General features: G+C 58.5%; 18 protein-coding genes and 1 tRNA gene. 10 read left to right on the top strand and 9 right to left on the bottom strand.

All coding sequences use genetic code 11. The annotated features are described in order from the left end of the window. The first annotated feature begins 46 nt into the window (after positions 1–46). The 4 genes from AC2TDJ_RS15490 to AC2TDJ_RS15475 are packed head-to-tail and all read left to right on the top strand — an operon-like array spanning position 47 to position 1,951. Positions 47–514: an EF-hand domain-containing protein gene (locus AC2TDJ_RS15490; protein WP_480843466.1), complete on the top strand. Its 468-nt coding sequence runs from the start codon at positions 47–49 to the stop codon at positions 512–514. 6 nt (positions 515–520) lie between these two features. After that, complete coding sequence (locus tag AC2TDJ_RS15485; RefSeq protein ID WP_480843465.1) at positions 521–1,135, top strand: RNA polymerase sigma factor; 615 nt, start codon at positions 521–523, stop codon at positions 1,133–1,135. Further along, on the top strand, positions 1,128–1,481 hold the full coding sequence (locus AC2TDJ_RS15480) for a hypothetical protein (RefSeq protein WP_480843463.1): 354 nt from the start codon (positions 1,128–1,130) through the stop codon (positions 1,479–1,481). The genes AC2TDJ_RS15485 and AC2TDJ_RS15480 overlap by 8 nt, the downstream gene beginning before the upstream one ends. After that, the gene (locus AC2TDJ_RS15475; RefSeq protein WP_480843462.1) at positions 1,478–1,951 is read left to right on the top strand and encodes a periplasmic heavy metal sensor; all 474 of its coding nucleotides are present in this window, start codon (positions 1,478–1,480) and stop codon (positions 1,949–1,951) included. The genes AC2TDJ_RS15480 and AC2TDJ_RS15475 overlap by 4 nt, the downstream gene beginning before the upstream one ends. A gap of 7 nt (positions 1,952–1,958) precedes the next feature. On the opposite strand, the gene AC2TDJ_RS15470 is transcribed toward AC2TDJ_RS15475, so the two are convergent. Beyond that, positions 1,959–3,359, bottom strand: a complete 1,401-nt coding sequence (locus tag AC2TDJ_RS15470) for a diguanylate cyclase (RefSeq protein ID WP_480843460.1) — start codon at positions 3,357–3,359, stop codon at positions 1,959–1,961. 89 nt (positions 3,360–3,448) lie between these two features. On the opposite strand from AC2TDJ_RS15470, the gene AC2TDJ_RS15465 reads away from it, so the two are divergent. From AC2TDJ_RS15465 to AC2TDJ_RS15445, 5 genes are all read left to right on the top strand, one after another. Next, on the top strand, positions 3,449–3,733 hold the full coding sequence (locus AC2TDJ_RS15465; protein WP_480843458.1) for a DUF3572 domain-containing protein: 285 nt from the start codon (positions 3,449–3,451) through the stop codon (positions 3,731–3,733). A 19-nt stretch (positions 3,734–3,752) separates the two neighbouring features. Further along, entirely contained in the window at positions 3,753–4,445 is a 693-nt protein-coding gene (locus AC2TDJ_RS15460) for an HAD family hydrolase (RefSeq protein ID WP_480843457.1), read from the top strand. A gap of 120 nt (positions 4,446–4,565) precedes the next feature. Next, a complete protein-coding gene (locus tag AC2TDJ_RS15455; protein WP_480843455.1) occupies positions 4,566–6,125 on the top strand; it encodes a trimethylamine methyltransferase family protein in 1,560 nt (519 codons plus the stop codon). Between the two features lie 119 nt (positions 6,126–6,244). Further along, positions 6,245–6,832, top strand: coding sequence for a heme NO-binding domain-containing protein (locus AC2TDJ_RS15450; RefSeq protein WP_480843453.1), 588 nt, complete (start codon positions 6,245–6,247; stop codon positions 6,830–6,832). Beyond that, positions 6,829–7,821 carry a GGDEF domain-containing protein gene (locus tag AC2TDJ_RS15445; protein ID WP_480843452.1) on the top strand — a complete coding sequence of 331 codons (993 nt, stop codon included), beginning with the start codon at positions 6,829–6,831 and terminating at the stop codon, positions 7,819–7,821. Before AC2TDJ_RS15450 ends, AC2TDJ_RS15445 begins: the two co-directional genes overlap by 4 nt. A gap of 22 nt (positions 7,822–7,843) precedes the next feature. On the opposite strand, the gene AC2TDJ_RS15440 is transcribed toward AC2TDJ_RS15445, so the two are convergent. The 8 genes from AC2TDJ_RS15440 to AC2TDJ_RS15405 all read right to left on the bottom strand — a co-directional run bounded on the left by AC2TDJ_RS15440 (position 7,844) and on the right by AC2TDJ_RS15405 (position 15,426). Continuing rightward, positions 7,844–8,539: a CbiX/SirB N-terminal domain-containing protein gene (locus tag AC2TDJ_RS15440; protein ID WP_480843450.1), complete on the bottom strand. Its 696-nt coding sequence runs from the start codon at positions 8,537–8,539 to the stop codon at positions 7,844–7,846. Positions 8,540–8,614: 75 nt separating this feature from the next. Next, complete coding sequence (locus AC2TDJ_RS15435; protein WP_480843448.1) at positions 8,615–9,547, bottom strand: AEC family transporter; 933 nt, start codon at positions 9,545–9,547, stop codon at positions 8,615–8,617. Between the two features lie 59 nt (positions 9,548–9,606). Next, positions 9,607–10,404 carry an MBL fold metallo-hydrolase gene (locus AC2TDJ_RS15430; protein WP_480843446.1) on the bottom strand — a complete coding sequence of 266 codons (798 nt, stop codon included), beginning with the start codon at positions 10,402–10,404 and terminating at the stop codon, positions 9,607–9,609. Further along, complete coding sequence (locus AC2TDJ_RS15425) at positions 10,401–11,207, bottom strand: TatD family hydrolase (protein WP_480843444.1); 807 nt, start codon at positions 11,205–11,207, stop codon at positions 10,401–10,403. The genes AC2TDJ_RS15430 and AC2TDJ_RS15425 overlap by 4 nt, the downstream gene beginning before the upstream one ends. Further along, positions 11,204–12,325, bottom strand: a complete 1,122-nt coding sequence (locus tag AC2TDJ_RS15420) for a DNA polymerase III subunit delta' (RefSeq protein ID WP_480843442.1) — start codon at positions 12,323–12,325, stop codon at positions 11,204–11,206. Before AC2TDJ_RS15420 ends, AC2TDJ_RS15425 begins: the two co-directional genes overlap by 4 nt. Further along, complete coding sequence (gene tmk / locus AC2TDJ_RS15415) at positions 12,318–12,959, bottom strand: dTMP kinase (protein ID WP_480843440.1); 642 nt, start codon at positions 12,957–12,959, stop codon at positions 12,318–12,320. Before tmk ends, AC2TDJ_RS15420 begins: the two co-directional genes overlap by 8 nt. Continuing rightward, positions 12,956–14,122, bottom strand: a complete 1,167-nt coding sequence (locus AC2TDJ_RS15410) for a D-alanyl-D-alanine carboxypeptidase family protein (protein WP_480843438.1) — start codon at positions 14,120–14,122, stop codon at positions 12,956–12,958. Before AC2TDJ_RS15410 ends, tmk begins: the two co-directional genes overlap by 4 nt. Positions 14,123–14,139: 17 nt before the next feature. Continuing rightward, the gene (locus AC2TDJ_RS15405) at positions 14,140–15,426 is read right to left on the bottom strand and encodes an SPOR domain-containing protein (protein WP_480843437.1); all 1,287 of its coding nucleotides are present in this window, start codon (positions 15,424–15,426) and stop codon (positions 14,140–14,142) included. Between the two features lie 203 nt (positions 15,427–15,629). Between AC2TDJ_RS15405 and AC2TDJ_RS15400 the strand changes: the two genes are divergently transcribed. Further along, positions 15,630–15,719: transfer RNA gene (locus tag AC2TDJ_RS15400), tRNA-Ser, on the top strand. The last annotated feature ends 14 nt before the right edge of the window (positions 15,720–15,733 follow it).

The following is a 15,733-nucleotide window of genomic DNA, read 5'->3' as shown; positions in this document are numbered from 1 at the left end:
GAGTATCAGCAGCGGCGCAGGGCCGCGACAACAAGGGAACTTTGTAATGAAAACTGCAACCTTTATCTCGGCTATTGTTCTGTCTGCGGTCGCTGTGACCGGAACGTCTGTTCTGGCAAAAGGCTCAAAAGATCGCCAGCCCGCAACATTTCAAGAGCTGGATGCCGATGGCGATGGCCAGGTGACCGAAGCCGAGATCACGGCACACAGTCAGGCGAAATTCACCTCGGCCGACAAGGATGGCGACGGACAACTGAGCCTAGAAGAAATGCAGGCGGCTGCTCAGGTTCGGGCGAATGAGCGCGTGGCCAAGATGTTTGAGCGGCAGGACGCCAATAAGGACGGCTTTCTGAGCGAAGACGAATTGCCCAAGCCGCGCAAGACGTCCAAGATGTTCGAGCGGATCGATGCAGACGGAAACGGGTCGATTTCCGAACAGGAATACGCGGATGCAAAGGACAGAATGGGACGCAAGCACAAGCGGCATGGCCAGTCGGACACCGATAGCAACTGATGCGGGATGGAGGATCTGACCTCCTGTCCGACCCAAGCGCGCGGTGACCTTCCCGCCGCGCGCCGACTCAGCGATGCAGAGTTGCTGGGCCAGTTTGCCAATGGGGATGCGACCGCTGCCCGATTGCTGACGGATCGATTGGGACCGCGCAGCTACTCCGTCGCGTTGCGGATGCTGGGAAACAGGGCCGAGGCCGAAGACGTCACGCAAGAGGCGATGATGCGGCTGTGGCAGATGGCGCCTGATTGGGTGCCGGGCCAGGCGCAGGTTTCGACCTGGCTATATCGGGTGACTTTGAACCTGTGCATGGACCAGCGGCGCAAGAAACGGCCGGGCGCGCTGGAAGAAGGGGTTGAGCCGGCTGATGATACGGAATCTGTTGTCGATCGCATGCAGAACGCGGCGCGCAAGGACGCCTTGCAAGACGCGTTGGACCAATTGCCGGAACGACAACGTCAGGCCGTGGTTCTGCGGCATATCGAGGAGTTGTCGAACCCTGATATCGCAGGAATCATGGGAATTTCCGTCGAAGCGGTCGAAAGCTTGACGGCACGGGGAAAACGCTCTCTGGCAGCAATACTAGCCGGTCGGCGAGATGAGCTGGGGTATGAAAATGGCTGAACACGACGACGAATTGGATCATCTGTTTGCTACCGCACGCGCGCAGCGTCCGGCGCTGCCTGATGCTCTGGCGGTGCGGATTGAAACCGACGCCGAGGGCGTGCGATTGCAGCGTCTCGAAACTTTAAACCGGTCCAGTCGACCAACCTGGCGCCGGGCTTTTGACGGTATCGGGGGGTGGGGCGGCTTGAGCGGGCTTGTCGCAGCCAGCGCTGCCGGCGTCTGGATCGGGTTCTCGGCCCCGGCCTTTTTGCCGGATCCGGCGAGTTACCTGCTGTCGCAAGAGACAACTTACCTGGTTGCTGACCTGAATTTGGATGTGGACTATCTGGAGGATACGGAATGAGTGAGAATCCTGCTCCCAAACGCAGGTGGATGCCGATCCTGCTGGTTGTTTCGCTGGCGGTGAATCTGCTGATCGTCGGCGTTATCCTCGGGACGGCTTTGCGGTTCAAGGGCGGTGATCGGGCCAGAATTCCGCCGGGATTCGGTCCGGCGCTGTATTTCGCATTGCCCAAGGAAGACCAAAAGGCACTGCGGGGGCAGTTGTCAGCGCTGCGCAGCAAGGGTTCTCACCGGCGGGCACAGGATTTCACTGAACTCAGTGACGCTTTGAAAACCGTGCCTTTTGATCCGGTCGCAGTCGAGATTCTGTTGGAGCAACAAGCACAGGCGACGGCTGACTTGCAGGATGCGTTGCATAAAGAGTGGTTGGCGCGTGTGACAGCGATGAGCGACGAAGATCGCCAGATTTATGCTGATCACTTGGAGGATGTGGTCAACCGGGGACCACATCGAAAGAAAAAAGATCGCTAGGACAGTGTCATGCCGCGCTTTTTCGAATACGAACTTGATTGCGCCCGGCCTGTTTCGCCGCATACAGCGCCCGATCTGCCGAACGGATCAGGCCACCAATCGGGTCCGCATCGTCATGCATGTCCAGTTCCTGAGGTTCACATAGCTTCAAGCCCACGCTGACGGTAACCGGTATCAGTGCGGGATGATCCGGAATGCGGAACGGTGCACGGCAGATGCAATTACGGATCACGTCAGCCCTTTGCAATGCCTGTCTTTGAGAAGTGTCCGGCAGGCCAATCAAAAATTCTTCCCCACCAATGCGTGCCACGAAACCCGAATTAGCCAGGGCGGATTGCAGCCTTTTGCCGACCTCCAAAAGAACATGATCACCACCTGAATGGCCAAATCTGTCGTTGATCAATTTGAAATGGTCCAGATCGGCCAGCATGACTGCAAAGCTTTGCCCAGATTGACGGGATTGCCGTGAAATCTGATCCATTGCGCGCAAAGCGTAGCGCCGGTTATGCAAACCCGTGAGTGGATCCGTCAGCGAGTCAGCTAGGCCGTTGCGCATGGTGGCGCGCAAACGGTCATCCCGGGTTTTGCGCGAGATCAGCGTATCGAGACGCAGTGAAATTTCATCTGTGATGAAACCGCCAAGGCAAATCGCATCGGCACCTCGGTCCAAGGCCTCGACCGCGAGGTTGGCGTCGTCATCTGGCAGAACACCGATCAGAACAGTGTGACGCGTCGCGCCGCGCGACCGAAGATCAGCAAGAATGTTCAACCCGGCTGTACCGACCCCCATTTCGATCAGGATCGCGTCCGGAGTGGGCCCCGACAGAACGGCGTGCAGGTTGCTCTGGGTATGGCAGGCAATTTCGTGTTGTGATTCCTCGATCAATTCATTGCGCCACTTGCCTGCAACCTGAGTGGATTGAGCCAATATTGCAACTCGAGCAGTTTTTGGCGGTACGACAAAAGACGTCGCAGGTTCGGCAAAGCCGACCGACTGGGGGTCAGTTTTGACGTGCATGTCCTGACGATCGGCGCGGGCACGCAGCAGGCTACGCACACGCGCCAGCAGCAGAGTGTCCTTGAACGGATGTGACAGGACATCGTCCATTCCATCCGCCAGCGCCTTAAGCCGCGCCGCTTTGTCATTTTGCGGTACGATCGCCACGATGGGAACATCCGCCAGTGTCGGTTCGAGCATCATCAATTTCTTGACGTCTGCGGCATCTCCATCCGGCAAACCATGCGCGGTCAGCACAAGATCTGGCCGCGTGCGCCGCAACAGGCTGGCCAGGCCATCCACTTTCTCGCCCTGTACGACCTGATACCAGGCTGCGGTCAACTGGACCTTGAGCATGATTCGGTTGGTCGAAACCCCGTCGAGGACAAGTATTGTTCCTTGCACGGACATAGCCATTCACCGTTAGATTGCACGCGTTGCCAAAGTGTTTATGACTCTGGTTAACAAACCCTTTCCATGTCCCAATCCGAGACCAGTTTATGCCGATCTCTGCCAATTCTGCCGAAACACTGGCTCTCAATGTCCTGAGCTGGCTTGTGGGAAATGACGAATTGCTGCCAGTTTTTCTGGGCGCAACAGGGGCCTCGGCTCAGGATCTGCGGGACCGGGCCGGTGAGGCAGAGTTTCTGAGTTCGGTACTTGATTTTCTGGTGCTTGACGATTCGTGGGTGATCGCCTTTTGTGACGCCAATTCCGTTCCCTACGATCTGCCGGGACAGGCCCGTGCCGTGCTGTCAGGAGAAGCGGATATGCATTGGACCTGACAAATCGGAGCTTTCGGGCATGCCTATAGACGCACTCCTGTTCGACAAAGACGGAACGCTATTTGATTTTGCGGCGACGTGGGGCGCGTTCGGGCGGACCGCCGTACTGGAAATGGCGGACGGGGATGAAAACCGCGCGACAGAGCTTGGCCGGGTCATCGGCTTCAACTTTGCCGAAGACTGCTATGAGCATGACAGTGTCGTCATTGCCGGCACGGTGGACGAGGTTGCGCAAGCCTTGCTGCCGCACCTGGCAGTTTATTCTCATCCCGAAATCGTAGATATCCTCAACGACGCGTCCGCCGGATCAAAACAGGTTCCGGCCGTTCCGCTTGCGCCGTTTCTTGAGGGGTTACGTGAGGCCGGCCTAAAGCTTGGCGTTGCAACCAATGATGCGGAAATGCCGGCGCTACAACATCTGGCGTCGGTGGGCATCAAGGATCAGTTTGATTTTATCGCCGGCTACGACAGCGGACACGGTTTCAAACCCGGTCCCGGTCAGCTTCTGGCCTTTGCCAAACATGTAGATATTGACCCCTCGCGTATCGCCATGGTGGGTGACAGCCGTCACGACCTGGAGGCCGGGCGCGCGGCAGGAATGGTCACGATCGGCGTTCTGACCGGCCTCGCGCCAGCGGAAGCGCTGGAACCACTGGCTGATGTTGTGCTGCCGGATATCGGTCATATTCCGGGTTGGCTGTCTACCCACTGACATACCAATAATGAATATCGTCGTTTTGCGCCAAAAAAACGACAAAGCCTGTCGCATACAGAGCGGCCAGCGGCTGTTGTTCGGGGCTTGCTGATACAAAAGCAGGACCCGGAGGACACAATGGCCGACACCAAGACCACTCGGCGCCGCGGCGGCGGTCGCGCAGGAGCAGCCGCCAGACGTGGCAGTACCGTGATTGATCAGATGCCGTGGAATCCTCCGGTCAATACAGATCGCCCGACTGAACCATTGGGCCCCGAAGGGATCGAGGCCATTCACGAAGGCGCGATGCGGATACTCGAAGAGATCGGTGTCGAGTTTTATAACGAAGAAGCTATCGGCATCCTGCGCGAAGCCGGATGTACGATCGACGGCGACAACGTTCGCATGGGCCGGGATTTTGTGATGGAGATGGTAGGCAAGGCGCCGTCCAGCTTCACGATCACACCGCGAAACACGGACCGTCAGATCACGATTGGTGGTCGCAACCTGTTGTTTGGTAACGTTTCCTCCCCGCCGAACTACTGGGATATGGAGATAGGTAAGAAGGTGCCGGGCAATCGCCGGATGTGTCAGGACCTTCTGAAGCTGACGCAGTATTTCAACTGTATCCACTTTGCGGGCGGCTATCCGGTCGAGCCCGTGGATATCCACGCCAGCATCCGTCATCTGGACGTGCTCTACGACAAGCTGACGTTGACCGACAAGGCCATGCACGCCTATTCGCTTGGTAAAGAGCGGGTCGAAGATGTGATGGAGATGGTGCGCATCGCAGGAGGTCTCAGCCACGAAGAGTTTGAGGCGAGCCCGCGTATGTATACCAATATCAACTCGACCTCACCGCTGAAACATGACCATCCGATGATTGACGGCTGTCTTCGGCTTGCGCGGCGGGGGCAGGCGATCGTGGTGACACCCTTTACCCTGGCTGGTGCCATGGCTCCGGTAACGATGGCGGGTGCCGTTGCGCAATCCCTGGCCGAGGCCCTGTGTGCGATTGCGCTGTTCCAATATGTCCGCCCCGGCATACCTTGTGTCATCGGTACGTTCACATCCAATGTCGACATGAAGTCAGGAGCGCCGGCTTTCGGAACACCGGAATACATGCGCTCGACCCAGATGACCGGTCAGATGGCGCGGTTTTATGGATTGCCCATGCGCTCGTCTGGTGTGTGCGCGGCGAACGTGCCCGATGGACAGTCGATCTGGGAGACATCGAACTCCCTCTGGGCAGCGGTTCAGTCTGGGACCAACATGGTTTACCACGCCGCAGGATGGCTGGAAGGCGGGCTGATCGCCAGCCCTGAAAAGTTCATCATGGACTGCGAAATCCTTCAGCAAATTCAACGCTATATGAACCCTGAGCTGATCGCGACGGGCCCGGATGAAATCGCCTTGGATGCCATCCGCTCGGTCGGCAATGACGGTCATTTCTTTGGTATCCAACATACGCAGGATCGTTACTCCACCGCGTTCTACCAGCCGTTCCTGAGCGACTGGAAGAACTATGAAGGATGGGAAGCTGCCGGCGGTGTCTGGACCGCTGAGCGCGCGCATCACATGTTCAAGGAAATCGTCGGAAGTTTTGAAGCGCCGCCTATGGACGATGGCATCCGAGACGAGCTTGCCGATTTTGTCGCCCGCCGCAAAGCCGAGGGAGGAGCCCCCACCGATTTCTGATCGATGGTTTAGGCTTCAAGGTGAGACTAGATAGCATTTGCGGCATCCGACGACGAAAATTGGGTGTTTGTTAAGCTTTCTGGGATCAGATCGTGGTGTAAGCCAATTAGGGGCGATCCATGCACGGTTTGATCAACAGGGCGATTCAGTCTTTCGTCTGCGCTACGTACGGGCGCTCGTGTTGGGTGCGTGCAACCGAAACGGCCGGCCTCGGGTTTTCCGAGTTTGAGGCGATGCTGGTCTACGATGATGACATGTCGATCCGCGTGCTTGATGCATTATGTGCTGATCTGAACCGTCCACGGGCCGATTTTCTTGAGGACTTGGGGACCTATCTGGTTTCGCATCCGAATATGGAGGATCTGCGCCGTCTTCTGCGATTTGGTGGTGTCACTTACGTTGAATTCTTGCACTCTCTGGATGACTTGTCGGATCGTGTCAGGCTAGCGGTTTCCGATCTTGAATTGCCGCCGCTGGAACTGACAGAGAAATCGCCTGCTGAATACATGTTGCATTGCTTTTCCGGCCTTCCGGGCTATGGCAGCGTCATGACGGGAGTGCTGCGGGCGATGGCGGACGACTATGGTGCACTGGTCATGCTGACACATGATGGATGTCACGGTGATGAAGAGGCGATCTCGATAACATTGGTGGAAAGCGCTTTTGCCAAAGGTCGAAGTTTCGATCTGGGGGCGCGAAACTCATGATGAAAACTGCCGAGCTGGCCACGTTGCTGGAAACTCTATGCCCGATGTTCCTTCTGGTCGATGAAACCGGCAGAATCGAACAAGCCGGGCCTACGTTGCAGAAACTGCGGCCCGATCAGCCGATGGCGGGCAAGGGAATTCTGGATATCTTCGAACTGGTTCGGCCAAGAACGGTAACAACCCTACCGGCTCTGATGGCCACAGCAGGTGGAAGGCTGCACCTCAAACTCCGCGATGAACCGCGCACCGCTTTGAAAGGGCTAATCGCCCCGTTGCCGAATGACGGGGGGGCGGTCATAAACCTGTCGTTCGGTATCTCGATCCTCGACGCGGTGCGCGACTATGCGCTGACCAGTGCAGATTTTTCCGGCACAGATCTTGCAATCGAGCTGCTCTATCTGGTCGAAGCCAAATCCGCCGCGATGGAGGCTTCGCGTTCGCTGAATCTTCGTCTTCAGGGGGCTATGCTGGCCGCCGAAGAACAGGCCTATACGGACACGTTGACCGGGCTCAAGAACCGCCGGGCCATGGATCACATTCTGGCGCACTTGATCTCGACAAAAACCGATTTTGCGCTGATGCACCTGGATTTGGATTTCTTCAAGTCGGTCAATGACAAGCTGGGCCACGCGGCGGGTGACTTCGTTTTGCAGGAAGCTTCTCGTATCATGCTGGAGGAAACCCGCAGCGACGATACGGTGGCCCGTATTGGCGGGGATGAGTTCGTGCTTATATTCAAAGGACTGCTGGATCGTGAGAAGCTACGCGGAATTGCCGGGCGATTGATCGATAAATTGCGTGCGCCCATGTCGTTTGAAGGCACGATTTGCTCTGTTTCGGCCAGCATTGGCACTGCGTTGTCAACGCAGTTCGAAAACCCAAAGGCCGCGGAAATTCTTCATGCAGCCGACCTTGCGCTTTATTCCGCCAAGAGGAACGGGCGCTCGTGCCACTGCCTTTTTTCCGAATTGTCTGAGGCGCGGCAATAGCCTCTGAAAATGGTCTGTTGCCTTAGCTGTTCAGGCAATCCGTCAGCGTGGCCGCAATTTGCCTTTGGATTGTGGGCAGTTCGCCAACTACAGGCATCACCACACCCTGAAAATCTGCGCGCGCCAGTTCCGAGGGGACATCCTCGAGAACATGACCACCGGTGCATGCAAAAAATGGCAGACAGATTGATTTCGAACTTACACCAGTGGCGGCTTCGGAGATTGAAGGCGGCTGTTCGACAAATCCCACGCGAATGCTTTGAAACGCGACCAGGTGCTTTAGTTTTTCAGCGAAATCTAAAGCAACAGCGGCGGGGTTTTGGCTGCGCCCCGAACCATGCGCGGCGAGCACAAGATCAGTTTCCTCGGGCAGCCAGTTTTGATCCACCATGGTTTCGCTCAATGCGCCAGCAACAAGGACCGGCAGGTCCGGATCAATTCCCAGCGGGTCCAGTATCCGGATCGGTCTTGACCCAAGCCGTTTTGGCAGGGCCTTCGTGACGAACCAGCCGCGTGCCATGAACAGTGGGTAAATCGCTGTATCTTCAGGCAGGTTATCCAGGCAGTTCTCAAGTGCTCGGGGCGCCGCCAAAGTCGCGGAGTGGACCGAAACTTGCGCCGTCAAGGAATCCACCTTTTCGGCAAACGCCGCCAGACTGGCCTCGGCCGGAACAGGGTCCGAGGGTTGTCCATGGGCGACGATAACGGCGTGCGGCATATTGGGGCTCCGGCGGTTTGTCCTGCGATAGATGTAGCCTTGATGGAAAGAGTCAATGCGCAAAACTGCTGAGTTCTAACCAAGCAGGGTCAGCCACATCCAGACCGTCATGGTCGAAACCGCTGTGCCGATCAGAACGGACGACGCGGCAACGCGCTTTGCCCGGCCATATATGTTGGCGAAGATATAGGCGTTGAACCCCGGAGCCATCGCTGCTGTCAAAACCCCGGACCGGAACAAATCTTGCGGCAGAGAGAAGGCAGAGCCCAACAGCCAGACGAGGCTTGGGTGAAGGATCAAGGCGACACAGCAAACAAACATTATCGCCCGCAAATCCCCTTCGGGTCGGTACATGACCAGCACGCCCCCAAGCGCGAACAATGCACCGGGCAGGGCGGCGCGGGTTACCAGCCCCAAGGCTTCGTCTACGACCTGGGGGATAGCAACTCCGGACAGATTGACCACAAACCCAAGCGCAATTCCCAATATCAGCGCGTTCTTGAACATTGCCGTCAGGACCGAACGCGCCATGCGCGCGCCACTGTGTCCTCTGTTGCGGATGACCTCCATCACGGTGATCCCTAGGCCGTAGCAAAACGGGGAATGGATGGCGACGATCGCATAGTTGCCGGTCAGGTTTGCGGGCCCATAGGCGCGTTCCGTGATGGGCAGGCCCAGCAAGACGGAGTTCGAAAACAAACAGCAAAACCCAATCGCAACGCAATCTTCCCAATCGCGGCGAAAGATCAGGCGTGCGCCGAGTATTCCGGCGACAAAGCACAGGCCAGCGGCCGAGTAGAAGCTGAACAGCAGACCGGGGTCGAAACTGGCGCTCAGATCAAGATGAGAGATGGCGAGGAACAGCAGGCAAGGGATTGCAAACCCCTGGGTGAACTTCATCAACCCGTCGATATGGGTTTCCTTGAAATATCCCGCCCGGGTCGAGGCATACCCCGCGCCAATCACGAGGAAGACTGGCAGAATGACATCAATCAGGTTTTGAAACATGTCATCGCCTCGCCCCTGCGGGCAGTATCGGGGTTATTTCGGCCCGACCTCGCAGTGTCTTACAGCGCTTGCCGGATCACGAGGCCATCATGGGCCGGTGTGACGTGATCAGGGGTTTCAGCGGCCACCGTGGCATAGTCCAGATCGATATGCATATTGGTCAGAACGGCCTGTTTTGGGTGCAGACGTTCGATCCACTCCAGTGTCTTCTCCAAATGTGCGTGGGTGGGATGAGGAGAGCGGCGCAGCGCGTCGATGACCAAAGTATCCAGCCCGATGAGGTGTTCCCATGCGTCGTCATAGATATCGGACACATCGGGTAGATAGACCAGATTTCCCATCTTGAAACCCAGCGCATCGATTGAACCGTGTTGCACCTTGATCGGGTGAAACGGGATCGACCCGCCGGGGCCGTCTATTTCAAACGGGCCATCCAGTGATTTCAGATCCAGAATCGGTGGGTAAGGCGAACCCTCGGGTTGCACAAAGGCATAGCCGAACCGACCCAGCAACTGGTTCTGGGTGTCGCCATCGGCCCAGACGGGCACACGCGTTTTCATGTTGAACACAATCATACGCAGATCGTCGATACCATTGGTATGATCGGCGTGGGCGTGCGTGTAGACGACACCATCCAGACGCCCGGTGCCCGTGTCCAGCAACTGACTGCGCATGTCCGGCGAAGTGTCGATCAAAACCGTTGTCGTGCCGTCGGGTCCGTCTCGCTCTACCAGCAACGAACAGCGGCGGCGGATATTTCTTGGATTTTCGGGATCGCAGGCCCCCCAATGCCCACCCAGCCGGGGCACACCGCCGGATGACCCGCAGCCCAGAATAGTGCACCTCAACTCGTTCATGCAGCGGCCTTGAATGATGCGACTTTGGTGAACAGACGGTCGAAATTCGCCTGCGTCTGCGCAGCAAACTCGGGAAAATCCACGCCGAACACTTCAGCGCCTTTGCGGGCGGTGTGGGCGGTAAAAGCGGGCTCGTTCCGTTTGCCGCGATGTGGCGGCGGAGCCAAATACGGCGCGTCGGTTTCCACCAGAATGCGATCGATCGGGGCGGCGGCGAAGATGTCGCGCAACTCCTGGCTCTTGGGAAAGGCCGCGATACCGGACATAGAGAGGTAAAACCCCAGATCCAGTGCCGCACGAGCCAGCTCGGCAGAAGAAGAAAAGCAATGCATCACACAGCTATAGGGTGCGTTGTTGAACTCCTCGGTCAGGATGCGGGCCATGTCATCGTCGGCCGCCCGGGCGTGGATGATCAGTGGCAGGCCGGTGCGCTGGGCGGCCTCGATATGGACGCGCAGAGATTGCTTCTGGGCCCCGGCAGACTCGGCGGTGTAGTGATAATCCAATCCGGACTCACCGATACCGACAAATTTCGGGTGCCGTGACAGGGCGACCAACTCGTCTACCGTGGCCATGGGCTCGTCCGCTGCGCTCATCGGGTGGGTACCGGCAGCGTAGAAGACGGGGGCATGTGCCTCGGCAATGGCGCGGACAGTGGTTTCGTTGCGCAGGCGCGTGCAGATGGTCACCATGCGGGTTACCCCGGCCTCGGCCGCGCGGGTAACGATCTGATCCAGCTGGCCTTCGAAATCCGGGAAGTCCAGATGGCAATGGCTGTCAGTGATTTCGGGGGTGGTGTTCATCTGCTCTGACCGGCGGTTTCCTGTATCTTGAACACCGTATCTAGGACCAGAGCGGCAGGGTCAAGGTTCACTGCCTGACCATGGCGCGCGCGGGACGTGATCGTGGCGGCGACCTCGGCCCACTGTCGTGCTTGCTGTGGGTTGGAGGAGAGGCGGGCGAGCGTCTCGGCCTCGTTAGGGGCGGCCTCGGGGACGGGGGATGCACCGGTCGCTCCGGTCAGCGCCAACCGCGACAACGCAACGTCAATCAGGGTTAGCAGCAACTCGAATCTTTCAGCGGCACCGCGTTGGGCGGCGGCCTCTGCCAAGGCCAATGCGCGGGGTCGATCCAGACGCGGCAGCGTCCCCAGTATGGCAATCAATTCGGCGTATATCTCAAGACCACCAAGATTGATCAACCGCACTGCATCGCCCACGGATCCAGAGGCCAGTGCCGCCAGATGATCGGTTCGCTCCGGCAGGTCGGCCCCGGTCTGAGACAGGGCTGCCTGCATGTCCTGCGCATCGAGCGGCGACAGCCGCAAAGTCCGACAGCGCGACCGGATCGTTGGCAAAAGCCGCGAGGGTTGATGCGACACCAGCAATAAAGTCGTTCGTGCGGGCGGTTCCTCGAGCATTTTCAGAAGGGCGTTTGCGGCGCTGACATTCATCTCATCGGCAGAGTCAACAATCACGACACGGCGTCCACCGTCTGCCGAGGACAGCCCGAAGAACTTGCCCAGTTTGCGGATGTCGTCCACGACGATCTCGCCTCTGAGGCGCCCCTGATCGTTGATAGACCGCGTGATCGCCGCCAGCCCGGGTTCCGCCCCGGCCTGAACGCGGTGCGAAACCGGGTGATCCGGTTCAATGTCCAGCGTCCGGGGCTGAGGAGGCGCCCCAAACAGCCCACCATCATCGGATGGCGGCGTGGCCAGCAGAAATCGGGCAATGCGCCATGCCAGCGTCGCCTTGCCCACACCACGCGGGCCGGTCAGCAGCCAGCCATGGTGCAACCGTTCCGAGTTGTAGGCCGTCAGAAAGGCCTGCTCGGCCGCGCTCTGCCCAATCAACTGCTGGGTTTCGCGGGGGTGCGGTGCGCCGGGGGCCTGATCCGGGGTGGGGGTCTCGTCACTCATGAACTGTCTGTCGCAAGGCTTTGGTGACGATTTGTGTCACATCCTGCGCGACGCTGTCCATGTCCCTATTGCCGTCGACGACGCGAAACCGGTCGGAATACTCCTCGGCCAACGCCAGAAATCCCGCGCGCATCTGCTGCTGTAGTGCGGGACCGAAATCCTCGAACCGCTCCTCGGCGCCCTGACGCCCCTTGGCGCGGGACAGACCGGTCCGCGGGTCCATGTCGATCAACAGGGTCATGTCGGGTTCACGCCCGATCATCAGTTCGTGCAACTGGTCGACCAAGCCCCGCAGATCGCCGCGTGACAAGCCCTGATACATCCTGGTGCTGTCTGCGAAGCGGTCGCAAATCACGACCTTACCCTCGGCCAACGCCGGCTCGATGGTCCGTTCCAGATGATCACGTCGCGCGGCGGTGAACAGCAGAATCTCCGTTTCGGCGGACCAGCGATCCGGATCTCCCTGCAAAACAAGGCTGCGAATTTCCTCAGCACCGGGAGAGCCGCCCGGTTCGCGCGTCAGAACAACCTGATGGCCCGCGTCGCGCAAATGCTCGGCCAAAATGCGGGCCTGAGTGGACTTGCCGGAACCGTCGATGCCTTCGAATGACAGAAACAAACCGGGTCTCGTCACAATAAGTCCATTGGGTTGCCGATCACGTCGGTGAACACGATACCGCCCACGGTCATCATTCGCACCACGAAGCCCCCGGATGCGACGCTTTCAGAGGCCACAAGCGGACGACGGATCTCTGGCAGGCCTTCCGGTTTAATGACCAACTCGGCCAGTTGTTGGCCCTTTTGGACCGGAGCGTTAATCGGCCCGTCATAGACAACTTCGGCCTGAATGTCCTTGTCACCCAGAACCGGAAACAACAGGGTCAGATCCTCCTGCGGCACCAGACCGACTGTCTTTTTCGCGCCCATCCAGATCTTGGCTTCGGCTATCGGTTCCTCTGCTTCGGCAACTGTCCTCTCGACAAAATTTCGAAACGACCAGTTAACCACGGCCTCAGCCTCCTCTGCCCGAACTCCGGTGCTGTCGAGGCCGGTAAGAACAAAGATCACCCGGCGATCACCCTGCTTGGCGGATCCGACGAGGCCATAGCCTGCCTCTTGCGTATGGCCGGTTTTCAGGCCATCGGCCCCTATACCGAGTTTCAACAGCGGGTTGCGGTTGCGTTTGTTCGAGGGCGCGCGGCCGTCGAATTCAAACTCTTCCTCGGCGAACAGAGGATAATACTCGGGAAAGTCCGCGATCAACCGGTCTGCCAGAACGGCCAGATCATGCACCGACATCATGTGACCGGCAGCGGGCCAACCGTTGGAATTGGCGAAGTTCGAGTGGTTCATCCCCATCTGTTTTGCGCGCTGGGTCATGTAGCGGGCGAAACCCGCCTCTGTTCCATCGGGGCTGAGCGCTTCGGCGATCACGACGCATGCGTCGTTGCCAGAAAGAACGATAACACCGCGCAACAGGTCTTCGACAGTGGGGCGGTCCTGGGTGTTGAGGAACATGGTTGAGCCGCCATAGCTCATGGCGTGTTCCGAAACCGGCAGAGTCTCATTCAGCGTCAATCGCCCGTCACGCAAGGCTTCGAACGCGACATAAAGCGTCATGAGCTTGGACATCGAGGCCGGAGGCAGGGGTTGATCCGCCTCTTTCGACAACAAAACGGTGCCGGTTTTCTGGTCCATAACGTAAGCCGCCCGCGCCGTGGTATCGAAGGCATGGGCGGGCAGTGTCAAAAGCGTCAGGGCCAGGGTCAAGGTAGTTGATCGCAACGCGGACAGCATGATTTGCCTCCTGTAATTCAGTTTTTGGCGGTGAACGCGTCAGTAAACCCGAGGTCCTTCACATCCGACAGAATTGCCTTGCGCTCGGCCCGGGTGTTGGCGGGGCCAACCAATACGCGCCAGATCGTTTTCCCTTCGGATTGCAGTTCACGAACATCGGGGGTCATGCCGTTTCTGCGTATCTTCTGCGCCGCGCTGTTTGCATTGGCTTCGACGCTGAAAGTGCCGACCTGAACATATGGTTTGCTGAGCGACGATGCCGTCGCAGCGCTTGCCGCCGCCGGTGTGGCAACTGGTGTCGGTTCGGCTGCTTCTATGGCTGCGGCTGCTCCGGCAATTGGATCCAGCGGAGTTTCCGTGATTTCGTTCGGGTCTTTCTTTTGCCACCACTTCCGCTTTGCGGGTTTCTCGGCAGGTGGGGTGACCTCGGGGTCGGCCAGTGTCGCTGTTGGCTCCGCGTCGTCATCTGTGGCAACGCTTGTTGTCGCACCAGCGGCAGCACCTGCTGCCGCTGCGCTGGCATCTGTGTCGGTTTTCTTTTGCCACCATTTACGCTTGGCGGGCTTTTCTTCGGCATTGGTCGCGTCAGTGACTTCTGCAGCGTCGGTTTCGGTGTCGTCTGATGCTGACGCCGCTACGGCGGCTCCGGCCGCTGCACCGGCAACGGCGGCGGTTCCGGCTTCCTCAGCCGGTTTTTTCTGCCACCATTTGCGCTTGGCGGGTATTTCTTCCGCTTCTGTTTCGGCAGTTGCCGCGACATCCGCGTCGGTCTCGCCTTCGGCGACCTCACCTTCTTCTGCAGGTGTTTCTTCGACAGGTGGAGGTGCAATGGTTTCGCGGCGCAGGGCTACCACCTGAATACTCGTCGGAGCACCGGCAAGCATCCCCAATTGCTCAGCGGCGGCAGATGAGACCTGCAGTTCGGGACCCGGCAGGTTCCTTTCACGGCGGAACAGAGCCCCGGTGACGGTTTTGTTGTTGGCCGTATTCTTGATCAGAACCCGTTCAGGTTGAGAGACATTCGGGTGGGCCACCCAAATCCCCCCCAGTGACGGCCGACCGTCCCATAACCCGGCTTCAGTCACCTGAAAGACCTCGGGCGCTTCGACATCTCTGGTTGTGCCAGACGCAGGTTGCGGAAACAACTCGATCGTTTCTCCGGCGTCCGCTGTGTCAGAAGGTTTGTCCTTGTCTGCACTGGCGGACGGGTTCAAACCCTCTTCGCACCCTGCCAGAGCAGCAATCATGGCGGTCAAAGCAATAAGCCGATACGGCACAGAGCATTTGCCAGTCGCTCGATTCATTTCGATATCCCTTGCCTGAAAGGGCCTTTTGGCCGAGCCCCACCGCTTGTCAGCCGGATCTTTTGCCCGGTCTCCTGCGGTCTTTGAAGGGATCATAACGCGACCAACATGTCATGGGAAGACCAGCGATAAAGCTTCGGCAATATTTCCCCGCTTTATGGCTTGCCTCTGACTGCAACTGCGCTTAGACCCTGCCGTCAAGCGGGGAGGTGGCAGAGTGGTCGAATGCGGCGGTCTTGAAAACCGTTGAACGTGAGAGCGTTCCCAGGGTTCGAATCCCTGTCTCCCCGCCACAGTTTCTCTGGTA

The sequence above is a fragment of the Ruegeria sp. HKCCD6647-2 genome, from assembly GCF_057221075.1.
The sequence above is the reverse complement of the archived record's forward strand: the minus strand, read 5'-3'. Positions and strand labels throughout refer to the sequence as shown.